A 16,409-nucleotide genomic window follows, 5' to 3' on the forward strand; every position below is an offset into this window, starting at 1 on the left:
TTTAATCAGTATAATGAATGAGGAATTACTTACTTGTGAGGCTTATACAGCACAAGTAGCTCTACTTTGTGTTCAATAAAGAACACTAAAAAATTTCATTAACTGATTTTTGGCGGTTGCCAGATGTGGAAATATTCCACTGAAATAAAGGTTTGCTTGAAAACTGGAAAGCCTTTAGAATAGACTATGACAATATCAGTAAAATTTGTCAGATTATATATATTTAGAACAGAAGAACCACAACAAGAACAGATACAAAAGGGACTACAGGTTTCATTTTCATGCTTATGGTTGTCATGATCTGTAGAAGCTGAAAAGGAAGCTTTTGGGTTTTCATGACATTCACTAATATCACCACAGGGTAATAACGAAACTACCAAAATGTAGAAACTTATAGTGATTGTAAAAAATCTCATTGGCGCAAATATACTCAAAATCTATTAAAATATGTTAGAAAATGGTTAAGGTTTAAAGCAGGTTAACTGTTTACAAGGAAGCAATAGTAATTCCACTAAACGGTCGGCTTGGCTTCCCATCAATCATTAGCTTCAAATAGATCTTATAGTTTGGCAGGTTTATGAAGTCCTCAACATCAAATTCGGGATACATTTCCTTTGACATGTGCATTGCATCCTCTGTTCCAATTCTGAATGAAATAACAGTTCCAGCGTTACCAAGAACTGCACTTTTAATATCATCATCTAATTGATTCATGTATTGATGAGCTAATGTCATACCTACTTTGAATTTACGTAATTCGGAAAACATATTAACTAAAGACAAGGTGGTGAAGTTGTGAAACTCATCCATATAAACCATGAATGGAACACGGTTTTCTTCTGGAGTATCTACACGACTGAAAGAAGCCGAGGCAATAGAAGTGATAAAAAGAGCACCTAGAATATGAGATACATCAGCTCCTACATGTCCTTTAGAAAGATTGACCAAGACGATTTTCTTTTCATCCATTGCTTTACGTAAAGACACTTCTTCTGTGTTTTCAATCAATACTCTTCTAATTGCAGGATGCACCAGCATTCCACCAATCTTGTTCATTACTGGTAATAAATCATATTTCATATATTCCGGGAATTCTCGTTTCCAGAATTTCTTTACGCTTTCGCTCTTAACATAGCGAAGTGCTTCTCTTCTAAAGTCTTTATTTAATAGTATCTCAACAATATCTGCAATAGTTGCTTCCGGTTGGTCAAGCAATGTAAGAATTGCATGTCTTAATATATGTTCTAATTTAACTCCCCAAGCACTGTCCCAAAGCTTTGAGAATACATCCAAGATACCGGATGCCACTAAAGAACGTTTTTCTAAGCTTACTCTCTTGAATGGATTATATCTCAAATTCAATTTTGGATCAGTAATATTGAAATAAATTAAATCTTTCTTACGCTCTTCTGGAATTGTTTTCGCAATTTTTTCTACAAGATCACCGTGAGGATCTAACAAACAACATCCTCGTCCGGCTTGAATGTCTTGCATAATCATTGTTTCCAGACAAGTAGATTTTCCGGTACCAGTTTTACCGATAATATATGTGTGCATTAATCTATCCGCTTGCTTGATACCAAAAAGTCTTTGGTCGCTTCGCCATCCGACTTTTGCAAAATATGTTATGTCCTTGTTCAAAATTTCTTGCATTCAAAAATCATAATTGATGCAGTACTACTATTTAAAGACGGTATTATTTGCCACCATGTCAAATTGTACCGTCTACGATAAGTTCGATAAAAGTCCAGACTGGAGTTATGATTAATGAAAATAACAAAGCAGAAATAAGTCAATTTATTAGAAACATGTGTCAAGGAGCAACCGAAGAAGAATTACAAGAAGCTGAGCAGAATTTTATGGATTATCTGATGGTCGTAAAGAGAATTTCAGATCGACTTGAAGTAGAGGGTAAGGAGATAATTGACTTTGACGAATAAATAAAAAAGGATTATCATTTACTATATAACACTATGAAAAAAGTATTTGGATATATACGGGTATCAACCGTCAAACAAGGCACAGGCGTATCGCTTCAAGCACAAAAGGAAGCGATAATTCGATATGCAGAAAAGCATCAATTGGAAATTATAGAATGGTTTGAAGAGCAAGAAACGGCAGCCAAGCAAGGAAGGCCGTTATTTACCAAAATGATGAAATTAATAAGATCCGGCAAATCAAGAGGTGTTATAATCCACAAAATTGACCGTGGCGCACGTAATTTGAAGGATTGGGGGGTATTAGGTGATTTGATAGATGAAGGCTATGAAATACACTTTGCACATGAAAGCCTTGATATGGATACTCGTGGTGGAAGGCTTGCTGCAGACATTCAAGCCGTCATAGCGAGTGATTACATTCGAAACTTAAGAGAAGAAACACAAAAAGGAATTACCGGACGACTCAAACAAGGATTCTATCCATTCCGTGCACCTATAGGATATGTAAACAATGGCGGTGGAAAAGTAAAAACAATAGATAGTATTAAAGGCCCTATTGTCAAAAAGGCATTTCTACTTTATTCTTCGAATAAATACAATCTGGAAAAGCTATGCAGCAAGATGCAGGAACTTGGACTAACGAATGAGATTGGAAATAAAATCTCCATTACCTCAATGTCAAAAATCTTAAATAATCCATTTTATGCTGGAATATTAAAGGTAAATGCGAAAACATATCAGGGAATTCATGAACCGTTGATATCTCCAAGCACATTTACACAGGTTCAAAATATCTTGACTGGCAAGACCAATTCACAAGGCTTGAAGCATAATTTTTTGTTTCGCCGATATGTTAAATGTGAATCCTGCAGGTATTCCCTTATCGGAGAAAGGCAAAAGGGAAATGTCTATTACCGTTGCCACTCAAAAATATGTCAAATTAAAACTATTAGAGAAGAACTACTTGAGATGGAACTTCATAAAGTTATAAACAAAGTCCAATTATCAAAAGATGAAGGTAAAGTCTTAGATGAATTGCTATTAAAAGCACAAAGCAATTGGATAAATATTCAATCAGGTATTGAGGAATCTCTGAATTTACAACACAGCAAAGCATCTCAAAAAATGGATAAACTAACTGATGCTCTCCTTGATAGCCTGATTGAGAAAGAGATATTTGAACAAAAGAAGAAAAAAATAATATTTGAAATTCAAGACATAAATCAACGAAGAGAAAAAATTTCAAGCGAAAAAGACAATATTTTTAAGAAAGCGAAGAATTACATCGAACTAGCAAAAAGCGTTAGAAAATCATACTTAAATGGAAATCCAGAAGATAAACGAGATATGCTCAAAATTATCACCTCGAACTTTACAATTAATCAAAATAACCTAATGTTTACAATCAAATCTCCGTTTGCAGAAATTGCAAATCGCTATAATTCTACAGAATGTGCCCCATCTCGAGACGTACCTCGAATTAAATTTGCCAATCTCGCAAGTACTAACGACCATGTAATAGATAATACCAAACTTAAAACAGATATACCAGCCGATTCAAAAATGAATGGCACTTTAAATATTCCAATGGATAAAGAAAAACTCATAGAATCAATGCAATCATTGTTGGATTTGATCCTTTCTAAGGTCGAAAAATTAGAAGACCTTAAATCTAATTCAAACCAATGAACTATCAGCATACAACCCAAATTCCAAACATACTCTTTGATCAATACTTACCGGATTTAACTGAAGGTGAACTCAAGATACTTCTCACTATCATTCGCCAAACTAATGGTTGGATAGATAAATTTACAGGAAACCGGAAAACGAGAGATAGAATTACACAAAGCCAGTTTAGAATTAAGACAGGGCTATCAAAGAGAATCATATCTAAAACGCTCAAATCTCTCTCAGATAAAGAGTTGATAGCAATTTCCGACCAGAACAACCAGTTGCTTAAAAATTCACTGGATCGTAAAGGAAAAGCAATCTTGTATTATGAAATCGCTTTAGTGCACTTTACGACATCAACCAGTGCACAAAGTGATATTAGACCAGTGCACAAAAGTGCATATAACAAAACTAACTATACAAAACTAAATATAACAAAAGGAAACGGTTTGCCAAAACGGCAAAATACTACTGGATCTATTAATGAAATAATAGAGCAGTCTAAGTATCAATCACTCTTAAGATATTAATAAAAGGCTTATAATTAAAGATTAAATACGAACATTCAGTTGACTACACTACTTCAATATGGTATAATTATACAAAGGCGGTCAGGATAGATACGATTTCAATAACTGACTTGCAGAAATTCCATTTTCTCTTAGGCAAAACCTAAATTTATTGTAAGTACAACTTATATAAATGTTGACGGTGCCTTGGCACCGTTGGTTTGCAATCTGCGGTACCTTTTAATTACCGTAGATTCTGGGTACCTACAGGTGCGAAGGTGCCTATTTTATCAATTTAATTTACATAACTATGATACCACCATGATTGGATGCTTACAATTTAATAGGTTATCCACAAAACATGGAGCGTGGGTGAAAAAATTTGCCAAATTGGCAAATAATACTGTCTACGATAAGTCATATTATAAGCATACACTAAGGGCATCAGAAAAATTATTTCTGGTGCCCATTTTTTATTTATGTACAACATACCAAATTTTTTAAGAGTATATCGCAAGAGATCACCACTAGATCAAGAGGATATGCGGTCAATATCAGGATTATTGGATGTCTCAAGTATTTCAAGATATGAGAAAGGACTAAGAGAACCGACCACAGAAATGCAGCTAACCTATCACCATGTTTTTGATACCTCCATTGAGTCGTTTTATACACTGCAATCTAAAAATATGCTGCCAGGCCTCATAGAACGGATCAAAGAACGAATCACTGAATTAAGTAAAGAAGATCAAATAACATTAAAGAACACCTCTAAAATTAAATTCCTTGAACAAGCAATTATTAGATTAACTAATTTAAAAAACATATGGAAATAAAAAGTAAAAACAATATAGTGTTTGCAGTTTATCCAAATGCAAATGGTTTTGGGTTTGTGTATTTGGATAATGATGGGTATTTAATTTATTATGGTTCAGTAAGAATTAATCCTATTTCCAATTGGAAAATTCTGGAACGAGTCAAAAAATCACTTGATTATTTTAAGCCCAAAATCATTGTTTTACTTGACCCAGATAGTAAATCATCTAGAACCGGAAACCGGACTAGAAATCTCTTAAAAAATATCATTGAATATTCTGAGTCTGAAAATCTTCCCGTTGTTCAATATTCACGTGATCAAATCAGGGATGTGTTTGAGATTCGTGGAGCTGTTACCAAATATGAAATTTCCAAGTTCTTACTCATAAAATTTCCAGAGTTGGAACCAAAGCGACCGAGGGAAAGGAAATTATGGGAAAGTGAGGATAGGAATATGGCGATTTTTGATGCCTTGTCTTTGGCTTTGACATGGTTTTGGCGTAATGGATAAATAGCAATTCCTCTTCCTGCAAAATATTCAAGAAACTTTGGTACTAAAATTTCTTGATTATTTTGAGTATTATTACTACTAAATCCAGAAGGGTTATGAAATATTAATGTATTTTTTTGCTTATCATACCCAATTAAAAGAACTAGATGCCCACCTTTCTTTGAACTATCATTAAGTGTTCTATATTCTCGTATATCTGGATGAACGGAGGCAATTATTAGCTTTCCATCTGAAAGTAATTTTTGCAACCCGCGTATTCCTAAAGAAGTATAAATAACAGCATTCAATCCGTAATTCCTAACCCATATACAAAACTCTTTATAGTGCATACCAGATAGCCCTTTATTTTTTTCTTTGAATACTTGATATCTAAATGCATCTTTCGCTAAAATAATAGTTCCTTCAACTTTACATTTAAAATATCTTAATGCCATAGATAAACAAGCCATTCCGCAAATATTTAAAACCCATTTAGCGTATTCTTGTTCCGATTCTGCTCCAGTCTCTCTCCAGTTCGGATCAGATGTCATTTCAACTCTATTCCTAAGAATTTTCTCGGCATAATCAGGATTTGCAAATTGACTTACATACGGAACATCATTAATTACCCTTATCTTTTGAAAAGGAAAAATGGAACGGACCAATAGAATTATATTTTGGAATTTTGTTTTTAATTTAAAAATAAGTCGCATGTCATATTAAATCTTTAATTGCCTTAGAAAAGGAATTCACAGGAAATGATATATTGCCTAGCGATTTAGTGAAAGTCAAAAGGGCAATACAATATGAATCTCCTTTGTAATCAAATGAACAAACATCGTGTTGCCAGAAATTATTTTTGATTCTTAATTGCAAAGCGCTTTTAATGGCACTCCAAATACCATATGACCATAAATTAGTATATACTGATCCGATTTTATGAAAATAATTTTGATATTCCGACAGATATAATGAAAACTCCGGATTAGTATTTCCCTCCTTCATATATTCTTTTAAGTGATAGGACACAAAAAATGAAATAAATCTGTTTTCCTTTATAAGAATAAAGCATTCCAATATATGAATTGGGATAATTAAATTTATTCTTGCATTCTTATAGCGAGGTTCTTCTTTATCTCTTGAAATGAATTTTCTTGTTACTTCGCAACCAATCCATCCATATTTGTTAATTATATTTTCATTGATGCTTTCTCTTGTGACTAAATCAATTAAAACATTTGCAGAGGTATTATCACTTTCACCTAACATCTTCTTAAGTAGTTTATCAAGACTAAATTGACCTGACAACCAATATTCAGTATTGGTATCTTTCTTAACGATTGCTCTACTATCTCCCACAATATTCACCAGGTTAATTGGAATAATTTGTTGAAGATTAATAAATCCAAGTTCAACCTGCCTTAAAACCTCAGCGCCTATAAAAACCTTGCTTAAACTTGCGGCGTAAACGGGCTTATTGTAATTAATTCCTGCAATTACATAACCGTCATTTTGGGCTTTCGAAACAATCCAATAGACTTCGCAACCTGGTGGTAAAAATGGTAAAATATTTTTTGTGATTTTTTCCGATAAACTTTTTTCATAAAAATATTTCATATAAAATTTTTGCTTGCGAAAAAATAAATTACGCTAAATATAAACATATTCTAAAATATTGTACATTTTGACAACAACATGTCGAATTCATACCAATTCCTTAAATTTTATTTAAACAATGTACTACCTATTCTAACATATGTGGCCCCTTCTTCTATAGCTATTTCATAATCATTACTCATCCCCATTGATAATTCTTTATAATCTAGACCTAAATTTAATGAATTTAGATGATTGGCAAGCTGTTTAGTTTCATGAAATATTTGCCTTAACAAATACACTTCCGTAGTATTAGGTGCCATAGTCATCAACCCAATGATTCGTAAATTATTAAGTTTTTCTATTTCTTGAATTTGAACAACAAAATTATCTAATAATACCGGATTTTTATTCCACATAAATAAATTAAAACCAGATTTGGTTTCCTCCCCTGAAATATTTACTTGTAAAAATCCTTGAACATTTTTACCAAAATGCTTTGCATATCTAGAAATTAAAGATGCATTTCTAAAATTATCTATGGAGTGAATGATGCTACTATAGTTTACTATTTCTTTGATTTGGGAAGATTGCAAATGACCTATATAATTCCATGTAATATTTTGATATGTTTGCAATACGGATCTCTTCTCATTTAATTCGTTTGATCTATTCTCCCCAAAGTGTGAAATGCCTAAATCAACCATTTTTACGATATCTTCTATAGATTTGGTTTTGCTTACACATATTAATTTAATGTCAGCAGGATTTCTATCAACTTTAGAACAAGATTTATCGATTTTTTCTATAACTTCATCAACGTTTGCTTTATATCTATTCATGTCATTTTATTTTAATAGGTAATCGAAGTAATCTGATCTGCGTTTTAAATATTGAACTGAATTGTGATATAATTCGTCTTGGTTAAATCCAATGCGATATTGAATGCCAACATCACTGTTAATGAATATCGGATAAATTAAATTCATAACTAATATAAAGAAAAGATCGTGATCCATTTTATAGCTTCTCCTTTGACCTTGATCAAATTTCTCGTCATGAATACTTTCTTTATGCTTGTTTAGAAGCATAAAATATGGAATATATGCCTTCCATAGCTTTGAAGTTATCTGATCAAATAAGGATGGGTCAATATTTGGGAAATATCCAATCATAAGATTCTTAATAGGATTATATTCCAGTAATTTTGAAATGCTATAATGGCCTAACGCAAGAGGTGTTGAAAATTTACTAATGAAGTGATACATCATCGAGGCAAAATCGCGGAGAACCTGTAATCCTTGCAATTGAGGATCTATGTTTTTTAAAAATTGTGTTGAATCAAGATCCGTTAGAACAACACTCGCATTCTTAATGTCAAACTCAAAATTTGGAAGTTCCGCAGAGTATCTATAGAGTCCACTTAATGAAAAATTATGAATTGCTTTGCCAATTTGTGTTGCTAATTTAGAAAGTGTCTCAAGCCGAGTCTCTTCTGTATCTGGACTCCCAGATACATCTAATGACTCTCGAATTTGATCATAGTATAAATCTTTAATAGGATTTTCACCTCTTCGTAAAGCAGCTCCAAATTGAATTTCTGACAATCGCAATGGATATAATGATGGAGAGATACAAACCACAGTACCCATCACTGATCTTTCAAAGCTTAATTTGGGATACTTAGTAACTATTAGTGGGACTATTGACGGCACATTGTTTTTAAGTAAATGTTCTGACGCAACATATTCATTGGTTGCATTTTTATGCAAAATTCCTCCAATTGGTGCAACATTCCCAAACACAACTTGAAATTGTCCGGTATCATCAAAGCCGATATGTGGGTAAGTAGCAAAACTAATTAAAGGTTTTGAGGTTGGCTGGAAAGGCTTATTAGACTGTTTATCATAAATGGAGTCTCGGTTTTTAGCATCTGATACCGGATTGAAGCCACCTACACCTTTTATCTTTGCTGAAATTAAGCTGTTTTGAAGATTTTTAATGGTTGGTGGATTTTCAAAAATATACCAAGCTAGTCTTCCCCTTGAAAAGAAAAATGGTGTGTCCATCCATTTTATTATTTGGAGGATTTTTTTAAATTCTGAAGGGTCCATCTCAACATCGAAATTTCTGTGCGTTATTTCGATGTCTAATACACCAGAATCAGATTCAACCCAAGTATGGTTTTTAACTTTTGATTTACGAGCTACATTCTTGACCAAGCTCCTGGTCTTCTGTTTTAATTCTACCTTTTTCATATTAATGAATTTTAATTAATAAAACATATCATGAAAAGCAGAACTTGTCAACTCACATTTAAGAAGCCAATAAACATTAGGCACCAAAGGAGCTCATATGGTACTGTCAGGGTAAGAATTTGCGATTTTCTTATCTTTGGTGTAACATTTCTTTGACTTCGTCATTTTTGCTGTTCCGCGCCTTCCGAGTGAGTACCAGTTAGTATTGACGAAGTTCTTATATTGCCATAGCTACTTTTAGCTATGGCTTTTTTTATTTCTCGGAGAAGCAGATTCTATATTTTAGAATTCAATGAAAACCCTTTACATCTCCAAGTCTTAACATACTGTAAGAACCGTTAACCGGCAAAAATGCTGCTTGGAAATGTAAATTTTTTAATTAATTTATATTTACATTGGAATTTATAAATACATAGAAATATATATTTTTTCCAATTTGGAGATATTTTATAAATAATTTATAAATTTGGTAAAAATTATTATGAAAGTATATACCTCAGATATCAATGATTTATTTAATACGGCTCTTGTTGAGTTTGAGAAACAAACTGGCAAACAACTAAATCAAATGAAAAATTCTGATTTTTTTCAAGAATTAGCATCTCATATTCAACGAATTACGCATATTACAGTCAAATCCGACACAATTTATAAGCAGTTTTACATAAGGCTTAAAACCTGGGATAAAACAGAAATTGGGTTTTCAGTTGATTATCTAAATATGCTATCCCGGTATGTTCATGAATGTGACTATAATGAAAAATATAAAGTGGTTTTTGAAGATGAAGCCGAAATACCGGAATTCCCTTGGGATCACCCCGCTTTCCCGGCTACACCTGTAATAAAAATTAAAATGGAAGGATTTAATAATATATGGATAAAAGACGAAAGCCACAATCCAACAGGAATTCATAAAGACAGAGTTGCCTGGGAAGTTTATCTTTTTTATACCAATCTAATTAAGGATCTAATCTCAAAAGACAAAAGAGTGAAACTTCCAAGACTTTCTTTATTGTCATCTGGTAATGCAGCATTGAGTATACAGAATATTTTATCCCAATTTGGATTGCCTAATCTTAAAGTCCTCTACGATCCAACTTTTATAGACACAAAGGTTTTGGAAGCAATGGTAAAATGTGGATGTGAATTAACTCCATATAATTTGGAAGAAAGAGAGTTAACATCTGAAGATATTTTAAAATTTACAAATAATGAAGGTGGAAAAGATCTTACGTATGGTGAGGACTTAGATAAATTTAGTTTTTATGATTGGTTAAGTTTTGAAGTGTTAAACTTGAATCCACAATTTTGTTTTGTACCTTATGGGAGTGGCGAATTATATAAAAATATCTTAGAAATTAATCATAGAGAAATAATGTCAAAAAGAAGTTCAAAAAGATACTTTGGGACCAAAGAGATTTTAAGTAGATGCGCCTTTCTAGGAGCAAGAGCCGAAAACAAAAACACAAAAATGAAAATGCTATATGCAAAATATAATAAGTTTTCCACCGAAGATTTTCAATATTATTTTGATAGAGGAACTTGCTCTAAGCAATCCAGAATTGAATTTGTAAATGAAGAAATGAATTTTTTAAATAAGGCATCAAAAATTGCAAAAGAAAATAATATTGAATTTGAGCCAAGTGGTATTGCGGGTTTAGCATTATTTCTACAACTTAAAGATCAACTCAAAATTCAAACCAACGACAAAGTTGTTATAATTAACACTGGGAAGATCAAATTAGAATTATTTAAATGATCTGTTATATGGGAATTGAGATAAGGGTTATAGAGTCTTTTAAACTCGAAGCGTAGAGGGAATTCTGCCTAGATTATTTTAAATTTATGTGCAATTTATGTGCAAATAAAAAGGAGCTACAAAATTGCTCTTGTAACTCCTTGATTTTCAGTCGGGGCACCAGGATTCGAACCTGGGACCCCCTGCTCCCAAAGCAGGTACGCTAACCGGACTGCGCTACGCCCCGAATTTATTTTGTTTTCAGATTCCTATGAATCCTCTTTTACGTTTCTATACAATCCTAGTAACATCTTAGATATTTGTTCATAATTTGCATAATACGTATCATACAATTTTTGATCCAAAATATCCAAACCTTTTAATACATCCAAAATCGCAACACACTCAAAAGCAGCTGAACGGGATACCGTAAAATAATGCTTTTTTTCTTGACTGCTAAACCGACCTGTTCCTTCTGCAAGATTGAATTGAACACTCAATGTAGCTCTTTTAAACTGTTCTGTCAAATAAGGATCTTTTATTTTACCACTGAAAATATACTTTAATACTTCCAGATTTGTCTGCTTTACGAATTGATAGATCTCTAATTTCTCAAAATCAAACATTCTCAACACTTTAATAAATTTCCGCTCCAGCCTATGTTTTCCTTAAACTCATAAGCTCTTGCAGTCTTCAACTACACATCCTCATTCAAGCAAACTCAAGTCCCCTACCCATGCTCAATTTGCGGAGGGGGAGGGATTCGAACCCTCGGTACCCCTTTCGGAGTACGACGGTTTAGCAAACCGTTGGTTTCAGCCACTCACCCACCTCTCCTCCTAAACCACAATTTTCAATATCAGTTTGCTAAAACTGAAGTATTATGGATCAAGGTTAAAGGCTAACATTTGCCTTTGGGATCGCAAAAATAGAAAAACTATTTAATTCGTTGGCTTTTCTGAATTTTCTTTTCAATATTTTCAGCTCTTTCTCTAAAAGCAGGGTCTGAATCTATCAAATATTTCGCCATATTACAGGAATATAATACCGTAGCATGATCCTTTCCACCAAAAAATTCTCCAATCTGCTTTAAAGACCTTTGTGTATATTGCTTGATAAAATACATAGCAGTTTGCCTGGCAATCACAATTTGTCTTTGTCGGCTTTTGCCAATTAATCGTTCTAAAGGCAATTTGTATTGATCACAAACGATTTTTACTATCGACTCTACTGTTAATTCCTGATTTACCTGGTTGACATAGTTTTGAACTACTTCTTTGGCTAATTCAACATCTATTTTGCGGAAATTAAGAGAAGTTTCAGCTATAATTCGAATTAAAACTCCCTCCAATTCCCGGATATTAGATTTTATATTCTGACAAATAAACTCCATAACATTGTCGGGTAATTGAATATGACCAAGCTCCATTTTAGACAATAAAATAGCCATTCGGGTTTCAAAATCCGGCATTGTAAGATCTGCAGTCAAACCCCATTTAAACCTACTTATTAACCGCTCTTCAATATCTGCCAAATCTTTTGGCGCCTTGTCAGAAGCTAAAACAATCTGCTTTCCTGTTTGATGTAATTGATTAAATAAATGGAAAAATATTTCTTGGGTGCCCGATTTACCTGCAAAGAATTGAATATCATCTAATAATAAAACATCCATGCTCTGATAGAAGTTTGAAAACTCACTTACGGAGTTGTTCTTAACCGCAGTAATAAATTGGCTTGTAAACTTCTCTGCATTTGTATATACAATATTCTTTTCAGGATGGTTCTTTTGGATTCCGTTTCCAATAGCTTGCATCAAATGAGATTTACCCAAGGCTGCATTCCCATATATTACTAAAGGATTAAACATATTGCCTGGTTTTTGAGCAATATGCATTCCAGCCTGCCTGGCTACCCGGTTACAATTTCCTTCAATAAAGTTATCAAATAAGTAATTTGGTGACAAATTACTTTCTATTTTGATTTTCCGGATTCCAGGAATTACAAATGGATTGGTTATTGCCTCTGGATTATTGAAGTCATTTGAATGTGATTTGGAAGATTTTGCCTTAAAACCAGGCTTTTGATAGTCTTCCATTAAAATTTGATACTCCAATTTGCCTTTGTCGCCTAACTCTTTTCTAACACAACTTCTAAGCAATGCCAGAAAATTAGATTCAATCCAATCATAAAAAAACTTATTTGGAACCTGGATAGTCAATGCCTGATCCACCAATTTAATTGGAACAATCGGTTCAAACCACTTCCTAAAGTTTTCCTTAGGTACAGATCCTTTAATAAGGCTTAGAATATTATTCCAAACAATAATGGGATCATTGATGCTATGTACGAGTGTTGGTTCCAAATCAGTAATAAAAATCGATCTTAGGGATGGTCTTGAAAAATGTATCCTAAAAGGATTGCAAAATTGCAAAAAATAAACTTACTAAAAAGAATTCATTTTACTTTTTTTAAAATAATTAAAAGATTGATTTTCAACAGATTGTAACATATAAAATTAATCTATATATAAAAATTTGACATTCAACTTTATAGTCTATTCGCTTAACATTCAATTACAAATCCTAGCTAAATATTAGATTCGTCTTAATATTAGCTAGTCCCATAAACTTAACGATACTTTCCTTTTTAGTTTCATCTAAGTCATACGAAATATTCTCAGCAAAGTAAGAAGATAGATTTGATACGTTCTGCAATGGTAATGTTTGAACTAAAGAAGGAAGTCGTAAAATACTTGCTTTAAAAGTTTCATTCAATTTATCAAGTACGGAATTATCTGGTTTCGTTTTAGATACCCAACATGCAAAAACAAAAGGAAGGCCAGCATAATCATTCCATTCTTTTCCTAAGTCATATTCAAATTTAAATGTATTCTCAATTTCAAATACATCATCTCCAATCTTAAGCTTAGCCGTTTTCAATCCTATTTTAGCTGCTTCGGGAAATGAAAAAATAATAGTCTTTAGGTTCCAATGATACTTTACCAAAGTCTTAATTAATAAATTTGAAGATCGGGAAGATGGGTCCAATATAATTTGCTGAACATCCTGAATTGGAAAATCTGAAAATAATTTTACGGTGCGCACTTTTCCAAAACACCCAATACAAAAATCAGTAAGCACAAATAACTTTTGAAAATCTTCCATTGCTCCTATCGGTAATAAAGCGATGTCTACGCTATCATTTAATAACAATGCTGCGCATTCGGAAGGTTTTGCCTCTATAAGTGTTAATATAGTATCTTGTTGCATTTGACGCAAGGCATCCAGAAAAGGGAGTGCATTTAAATATTGCACTGTTGCAATTTTTAATTTCAAAATACAAAAGAATTTGGAAGATGACTACTATCATTTTCTTGCAAAATTTTCCATTGATTTTGTTGAAAACAACTAATATACAATCCTGTATTTTGGTGTTTAACTTCTTCCATATAACTTAAAGGAATTTTTTGCAACAAACAAATCATTGCACGCATCGTGCGACCATGAGTACATATCAATGCTTTATTAAAATCCATTTTCTCCAAATCCTCAATAAAAGAATTCAATCGTTCACTTAAAACATGCGCACTTTCGCCACCTTCAGCAGCATCATGGTAATTTCCATCAGACCAGGAATTTATAATCCGGGTATATTTCAACATAAGCTCGGGATCTCCTGCTTTCCCTTCGTGTTCACCCCATCCAATTTCATCTAATCTATGATCTTTAACGATTGGGATAACATGGTTCTCAAAATTTTGAATGGTCTCGTAACTGCGATTCTGACTTGAGCAAAAAAATACATCAAATGGAATCTCTTTATAATAATTGTAAAATGCATTTGCCTGTGCAATTCCAATTTCATTTAAACTTGAATTTATGCCTCTCCCTTGTACAATTCCATGCCGATTTTGGTTTGTTTCCCCATGCCTCAATATGTAAATTAATTTTGGATTCATAACACTTCATTCAACAATCGTTTCTCAACTCAATTTGAGTTTACTATTAACAAATATTATTAATATCTATTAATCTTATCCTCCCTAAATTCAACCCTCCAGGTTTGTATTTATCATTCACAAATTTAAGTATTTAAAAGCAATCTTAAGAAATCTATTAATTAACTGGCAACTGATAATAAGATCGCTTAGTATCTTCTGCTAATTCACCTTTTTCAAATACTTTTATCGGATGATACAAAGAATCTCTTTCAATTGCAGTTCTTCCAACTTGCTGAATTAGTGAAACTAATTGTCCGGTAGTCATACTTGGACTTTGTTCTTCAGAACCAGCCATAGAGTATATTTTTGTGGTATCATCGATGGTACCATCCATATCATTAACCCCAAATGACAATGACAATTGAGCATGGTCTCTGCCCAGCATAGGCCAATACGCTTTAATATGATCAAAATTATCTAAATAAATTCTGGATATTGCATAATTCCGTAAATCCTCTATGATGGATACTTCTTCCAAATAAGACAACTCATTATTTTGATTCCGGAATTTTAAGGGTATAAACGTTTGAAACCCGTTTGTTTTATCTTGCAATAAGCGTAAACGTTCCAGATGATCCACACGCATTTCATAAGTTTCCAAATGACCATACAACATCGTAGCATTTGACTTCATTCCCAAATTATGCCAAATCTCATGGATTCTCAACCATTCTTCAGATGAACATTTGCCTCCTGCAATTTTGTCACGCAGCTTTTCATCAAAAATCTCTGCACCTCCTCCTGGTAATGAATCGACACCTGCATCTAAAATTTGTTTCATCCCTTCTTCATATGAAACCTTAGCCTTTTTAAAAATATAATGATACTCAACGGGTGTCAATGCTTTAATATGTAATCCCGGTCTATGTTTTTTAATTTCTTCAAAAAGTTTGCAATAAAATTCTAAATCATATTTTGGCATGACACCACCTACAATGTGAACTTCAGTAACCGGTTTCTCGTCAAATGATTTGACAATATCCATCATTTGTTCCAATGAATACTCCCAACCTTCTGCTCGCTTTTTAATTAATCTTGAATACGAACAAAATGAACAAGTATACAGACAAACATTTGTTGGCTCAATATGAAAATTCTTATTAAAATAAGTTTTATCTCCATGCTTCTGTTCCCGAATATAATTTGCGACACTACCGAGCCACGATAAATCTGCATTTTTGAACAAATAAAGTCCGTCTTCAAAACTAATCCGATGTCCTGAGTATACCTTATTGCGAATGCTGTTTAACTGCGCATGCGTGGATTGCAAATCTGGCATCATGTGATTTAAAATCATTATTCTGTAAAATATAAATACAAATTTATAACAAATAACTTAGGAGAGTGTTGACTAAATCCACCCTAACCAATGAAATATAAAAGGTATG

At 32.8% G+C, this 16,409-nt stretch carries 16 protein-coding genes and 2 tRNA genes; 5 read left to right on the plus strand and 13 right to left on the minus strand.

The window, feature by feature from the left end:
• Nucleotides 1-98: 98 nt before the first annotated feature.
• Complete coding sequence (locus IPO86_13155) at nt 99-416, minus strand: hypothetical protein (GenBank protein MBK9729055.1); 318 nt, start codon at nt 414-416, stop codon at nt 99-101.
• 70 nt (nt 417-486) lie between these two features.
• Nucleotides 487-1,653 (minus strand): type IV secretion system DNA-binding domain-containing protein, encoded by a 1,167-nt coding sequence (locus tag IPO86_13160; protein MBK9729056.1) that lies wholly within the window; start codon nt 1,651-1,653, stop codon nt 487-489.
• Nucleotides 1,654-1,700: 47 nt separating this feature from the next.
• Between IPO86_13160 and IPO86_13165 the strand changes: the two genes are divergently transcribed.
• From IPO86_13165 to IPO86_13180, 4 genes are all read left to right on the plus strand, one after another.
• Complete coding sequence (locus IPO86_13165) at nt 1,701-1,940, plus strand: hypothetical protein (protein MBK9729057.1); 240 nt, start codon at nt 1,701-1,703, stop codon at nt 1,938-1,940.
• Between the two features lie 33 nt (nt 1,941-1,973).
• A complete protein-coding gene (locus IPO86_13170) occupies nt 1,974-3,629 on the plus strand; it encodes a recombinase family protein (GenBank protein ID MBK9729058.1) in 1,656 nt (551 codons plus the stop codon).
• Entirely contained in the window at nt 3,626-4,144 is a 519-nt protein-coding gene (locus IPO86_13175; protein ID MBK9729059.1) for a replication protein, read from the plus strand. Before IPO86_13170 ends, IPO86_13175 begins: the two co-directional genes overlap by 4 nt.
• 458 nt (nt 4,145-4,602) lie before the next feature.
• Nucleotides 4,603-4,959, plus strand: coding sequence for a helix-turn-helix transcriptional regulator (locus tag IPO86_13180; GenBank protein MBK9729060.1), 357 nt, complete (start codon nt 4,603-4,605; stop codon nt 4,957-4,959).
• 298 nt (nt 4,960-5,257) lie between these two features.
• On the opposite strand, the gene IPO86_13185 is transcribed toward IPO86_13180, so the two are convergent.
• The 4 genes from IPO86_13185 to IPO86_13200 all read right to left on the minus strand — a co-directional run bounded on the left by IPO86_13185 (nt 5,258) and on the right by IPO86_13200 (nt 9,283).
• Complete coding sequence (locus tag IPO86_13185; protein MBK9729061.1) at nt 5,258-6,094, minus strand: C39 family peptidase; 837 nt, start codon at nt 6,092-6,094, stop codon at nt 5,258-5,260.
• A gap of 49 nt (nt 6,095-6,143) precedes the next feature.
• On the minus strand, nt 6,144-7,046 hold the full coding sequence (locus IPO86_13190; GenBank protein ID MBK9729062.1) for a serine hydrolase: 903 nt from the start codon (nt 7,044-7,046) through the stop codon (nt 6,144-6,146).
• Between the two features lie 107 nt (nt 7,047-7,153).
• The gene (locus tag IPO86_13195) at nt 7,154-7,867 is read right to left on the minus strand and encodes a YggS family pyridoxal phosphate-dependent enzyme (GenBank protein MBK9729063.1); all 714 of its coding nucleotides are present in this window, start codon (nt 7,865-7,867) and stop codon (nt 7,154-7,156) included.
• A 6-nt stretch (nt 7,868-7,873) separates the two neighbouring features.
• On the minus strand, nt 7,874-9,283 hold the full coding sequence (locus tag IPO86_13200; GenBank protein MBK9729064.1) for an SET domain-containing protein: 1,410 nt from the start codon (nt 9,281-9,283) through the stop codon (nt 7,874-7,876).
• A 481-nt stretch (nt 9,284-9,764) separates the two neighbouring features.
• On the opposite strand from IPO86_13200, the gene IPO86_13205 reads away from it, so the two are divergent.
• Entirely contained in the window at nt 9,765-11,042 is a 1,278-nt protein-coding gene (locus tag IPO86_13205; protein ID MBK9729065.1) for a pyridoxal-phosphate dependent enzyme, read from the plus strand.
• 151 nt (nt 11,043-11,193) lie between these two features.
• Here IPO86_13205 and IPO86_13210 read toward each other — a convergent pair.
• The 7 genes from IPO86_13210 to mqnE form a co-directional block, all read right to left on the minus strand.
• A tRNA-Pro gene (locus tag IPO86_13210) sits at nt 11,194-11,268 on the minus strand.
• A 22-nt stretch (nt 11,269-11,290) separates the two neighbouring features.
• A complete protein-coding gene (locus IPO86_13215; protein ID MBK9729066.1) occupies nt 11,291-11,647 on the minus strand; it encodes a four helix bundle protein in 357 nt (118 codons plus the stop codon).
• Nucleotides 11,648-11,769: 122 nt separating this feature from the next.
• Nucleotides 11,770-11,858, minus strand: a tRNA-Ser gene (locus IPO86_13220).
• Between the two features lie 100 nt (nt 11,859-11,958).
• Nucleotides 11,959-13,359 (minus strand): chromosomal replication initiator protein DnaA, encoded by a 1,401-nt coding sequence (dnaA, locus tag IPO86_13225; GenBank protein ID MBK9729067.1) that lies wholly within the window; start codon nt 13,357-13,359, stop codon nt 11,959-11,961.
• A 244-nt stretch (nt 13,360-13,603) separates the two neighbouring features.
• On the minus strand, nt 13,604-14,356 hold the full coding sequence (locus tag IPO86_13230) for a hypothetical protein (protein MBK9729068.1): 753 nt from the start codon (nt 14,354-14,356) through the stop codon (nt 13,604-13,606).
• A complete protein-coding gene (locus IPO86_13235; protein ID MBK9729069.1) occupies nt 14,353-14,979 on the minus strand; it encodes a histidine phosphatase family protein in 627 nt (208 codons plus the stop codon). Before IPO86_13235 ends, IPO86_13230 begins: the two co-directional genes overlap by 4 nt.
• A 157-nt stretch (nt 14,980-15,136) precedes the next feature.
• The gene (gene mqnE, locus IPO86_13240) at nt 15,137-16,318 is read right to left on the minus strand and encodes an aminofutalosine synthase MqnE (GenBank protein MBK9729070.1); all 1,182 of its coding nucleotides are present in this window, start codon (nt 16,316-16,318) and stop codon (nt 15,137-15,139) included.
• Nucleotides 16,319-16,409 lie beyond the last annotated feature (91 nt).

The sequence above is a fragment of the Saprospiraceae bacterium genome (assembly GCA_016717265.1).
GTDB lineage: Bacteria > Bacteroidota > Bacteroidia > Chitinophagales > Saprospiraceae > Vicinibacter.

Excerpts from the sequence above, each read along its gene's own strand:
- IPO86_13155 (MBK9729055.1), bottom strand. The coding sequence starts at position 416 with ATGAGATTTTTTACAATCACTATAAGTTTCTACATTTTGGTAGTTTCG.
- IPO86_13160 (MBK9729056.1), bottom strand. The coding sequence starts at position 1,653 with ATGCAAGAAATTTTGAACAAGGACATAACATATTTTGCAAAAGTCGGA.
- IPO86_13170 (MBK9729058.1), top strand. The coding sequence starts at position 1,974 with ATGAAAAAAGTATTTGGATATATACGGGTATCAACCGTCAAACAAGGC.
- IPO86_13175 (MBK9729059.1), top strand. The coding sequence starts at position 3,626 with ATGAACTATCAGCATACAACCCAAATTCCAAACATACTCTTTGATCAA.
- IPO86_13180 (MBK9729060.1), top strand. The coding sequence starts at position 4,603 with ATGTACAACATACCAAATTTTTTAAGAGTATATCGCAAGAGATCACCA.
- IPO86_13190 (MBK9729062.1), bottom strand. The coding sequence starts at position 7,046 with ATGAAATATTTTTATGAAAAAAGTTTATCGGAAAAAATCACAAAAAAT.
- IPO86_13195 (MBK9729063.1), bottom strand. The coding sequence starts at position 7,867 with ATGAATAGATATAAAGCAAACGTTGATGAAGTTATAGAAAAAATCGAT.
- IPO86_13200 (MBK9729064.1), bottom strand. The coding sequence starts at position 9,283 with ATGAAAAAGGTAGAATTAAAACAGAAGACCAGGAGCTTGGTCAAGAAT.
- IPO86_13205 (MBK9729065.1), top strand. The coding sequence starts at position 9,765 with ATGAAAGTATATACCTCAGATATCAATGATTTATTTAATACGGCTCTT.
- IPO86_13215 (MBK9729066.1), bottom strand. The coding sequence starts at position 11,647 with ATGTTTGATTTTGAGAAATTAGAGATCTATCAATTCGTAAAGCAGACA.
- IPO86_13235 (MBK9729069.1), bottom strand. The coding sequence starts at position 14,979 with ATGAATCCAAAATTAATTTACATATTGAGGCATGGGGAAACAAACCAA.
- mqnE (MBK9729070.1), bottom strand. The coding sequence starts at position 16,318 with ATGATTTTAAATCACATGATGCCAGATTTGCAATCCACGCATGCGCAG.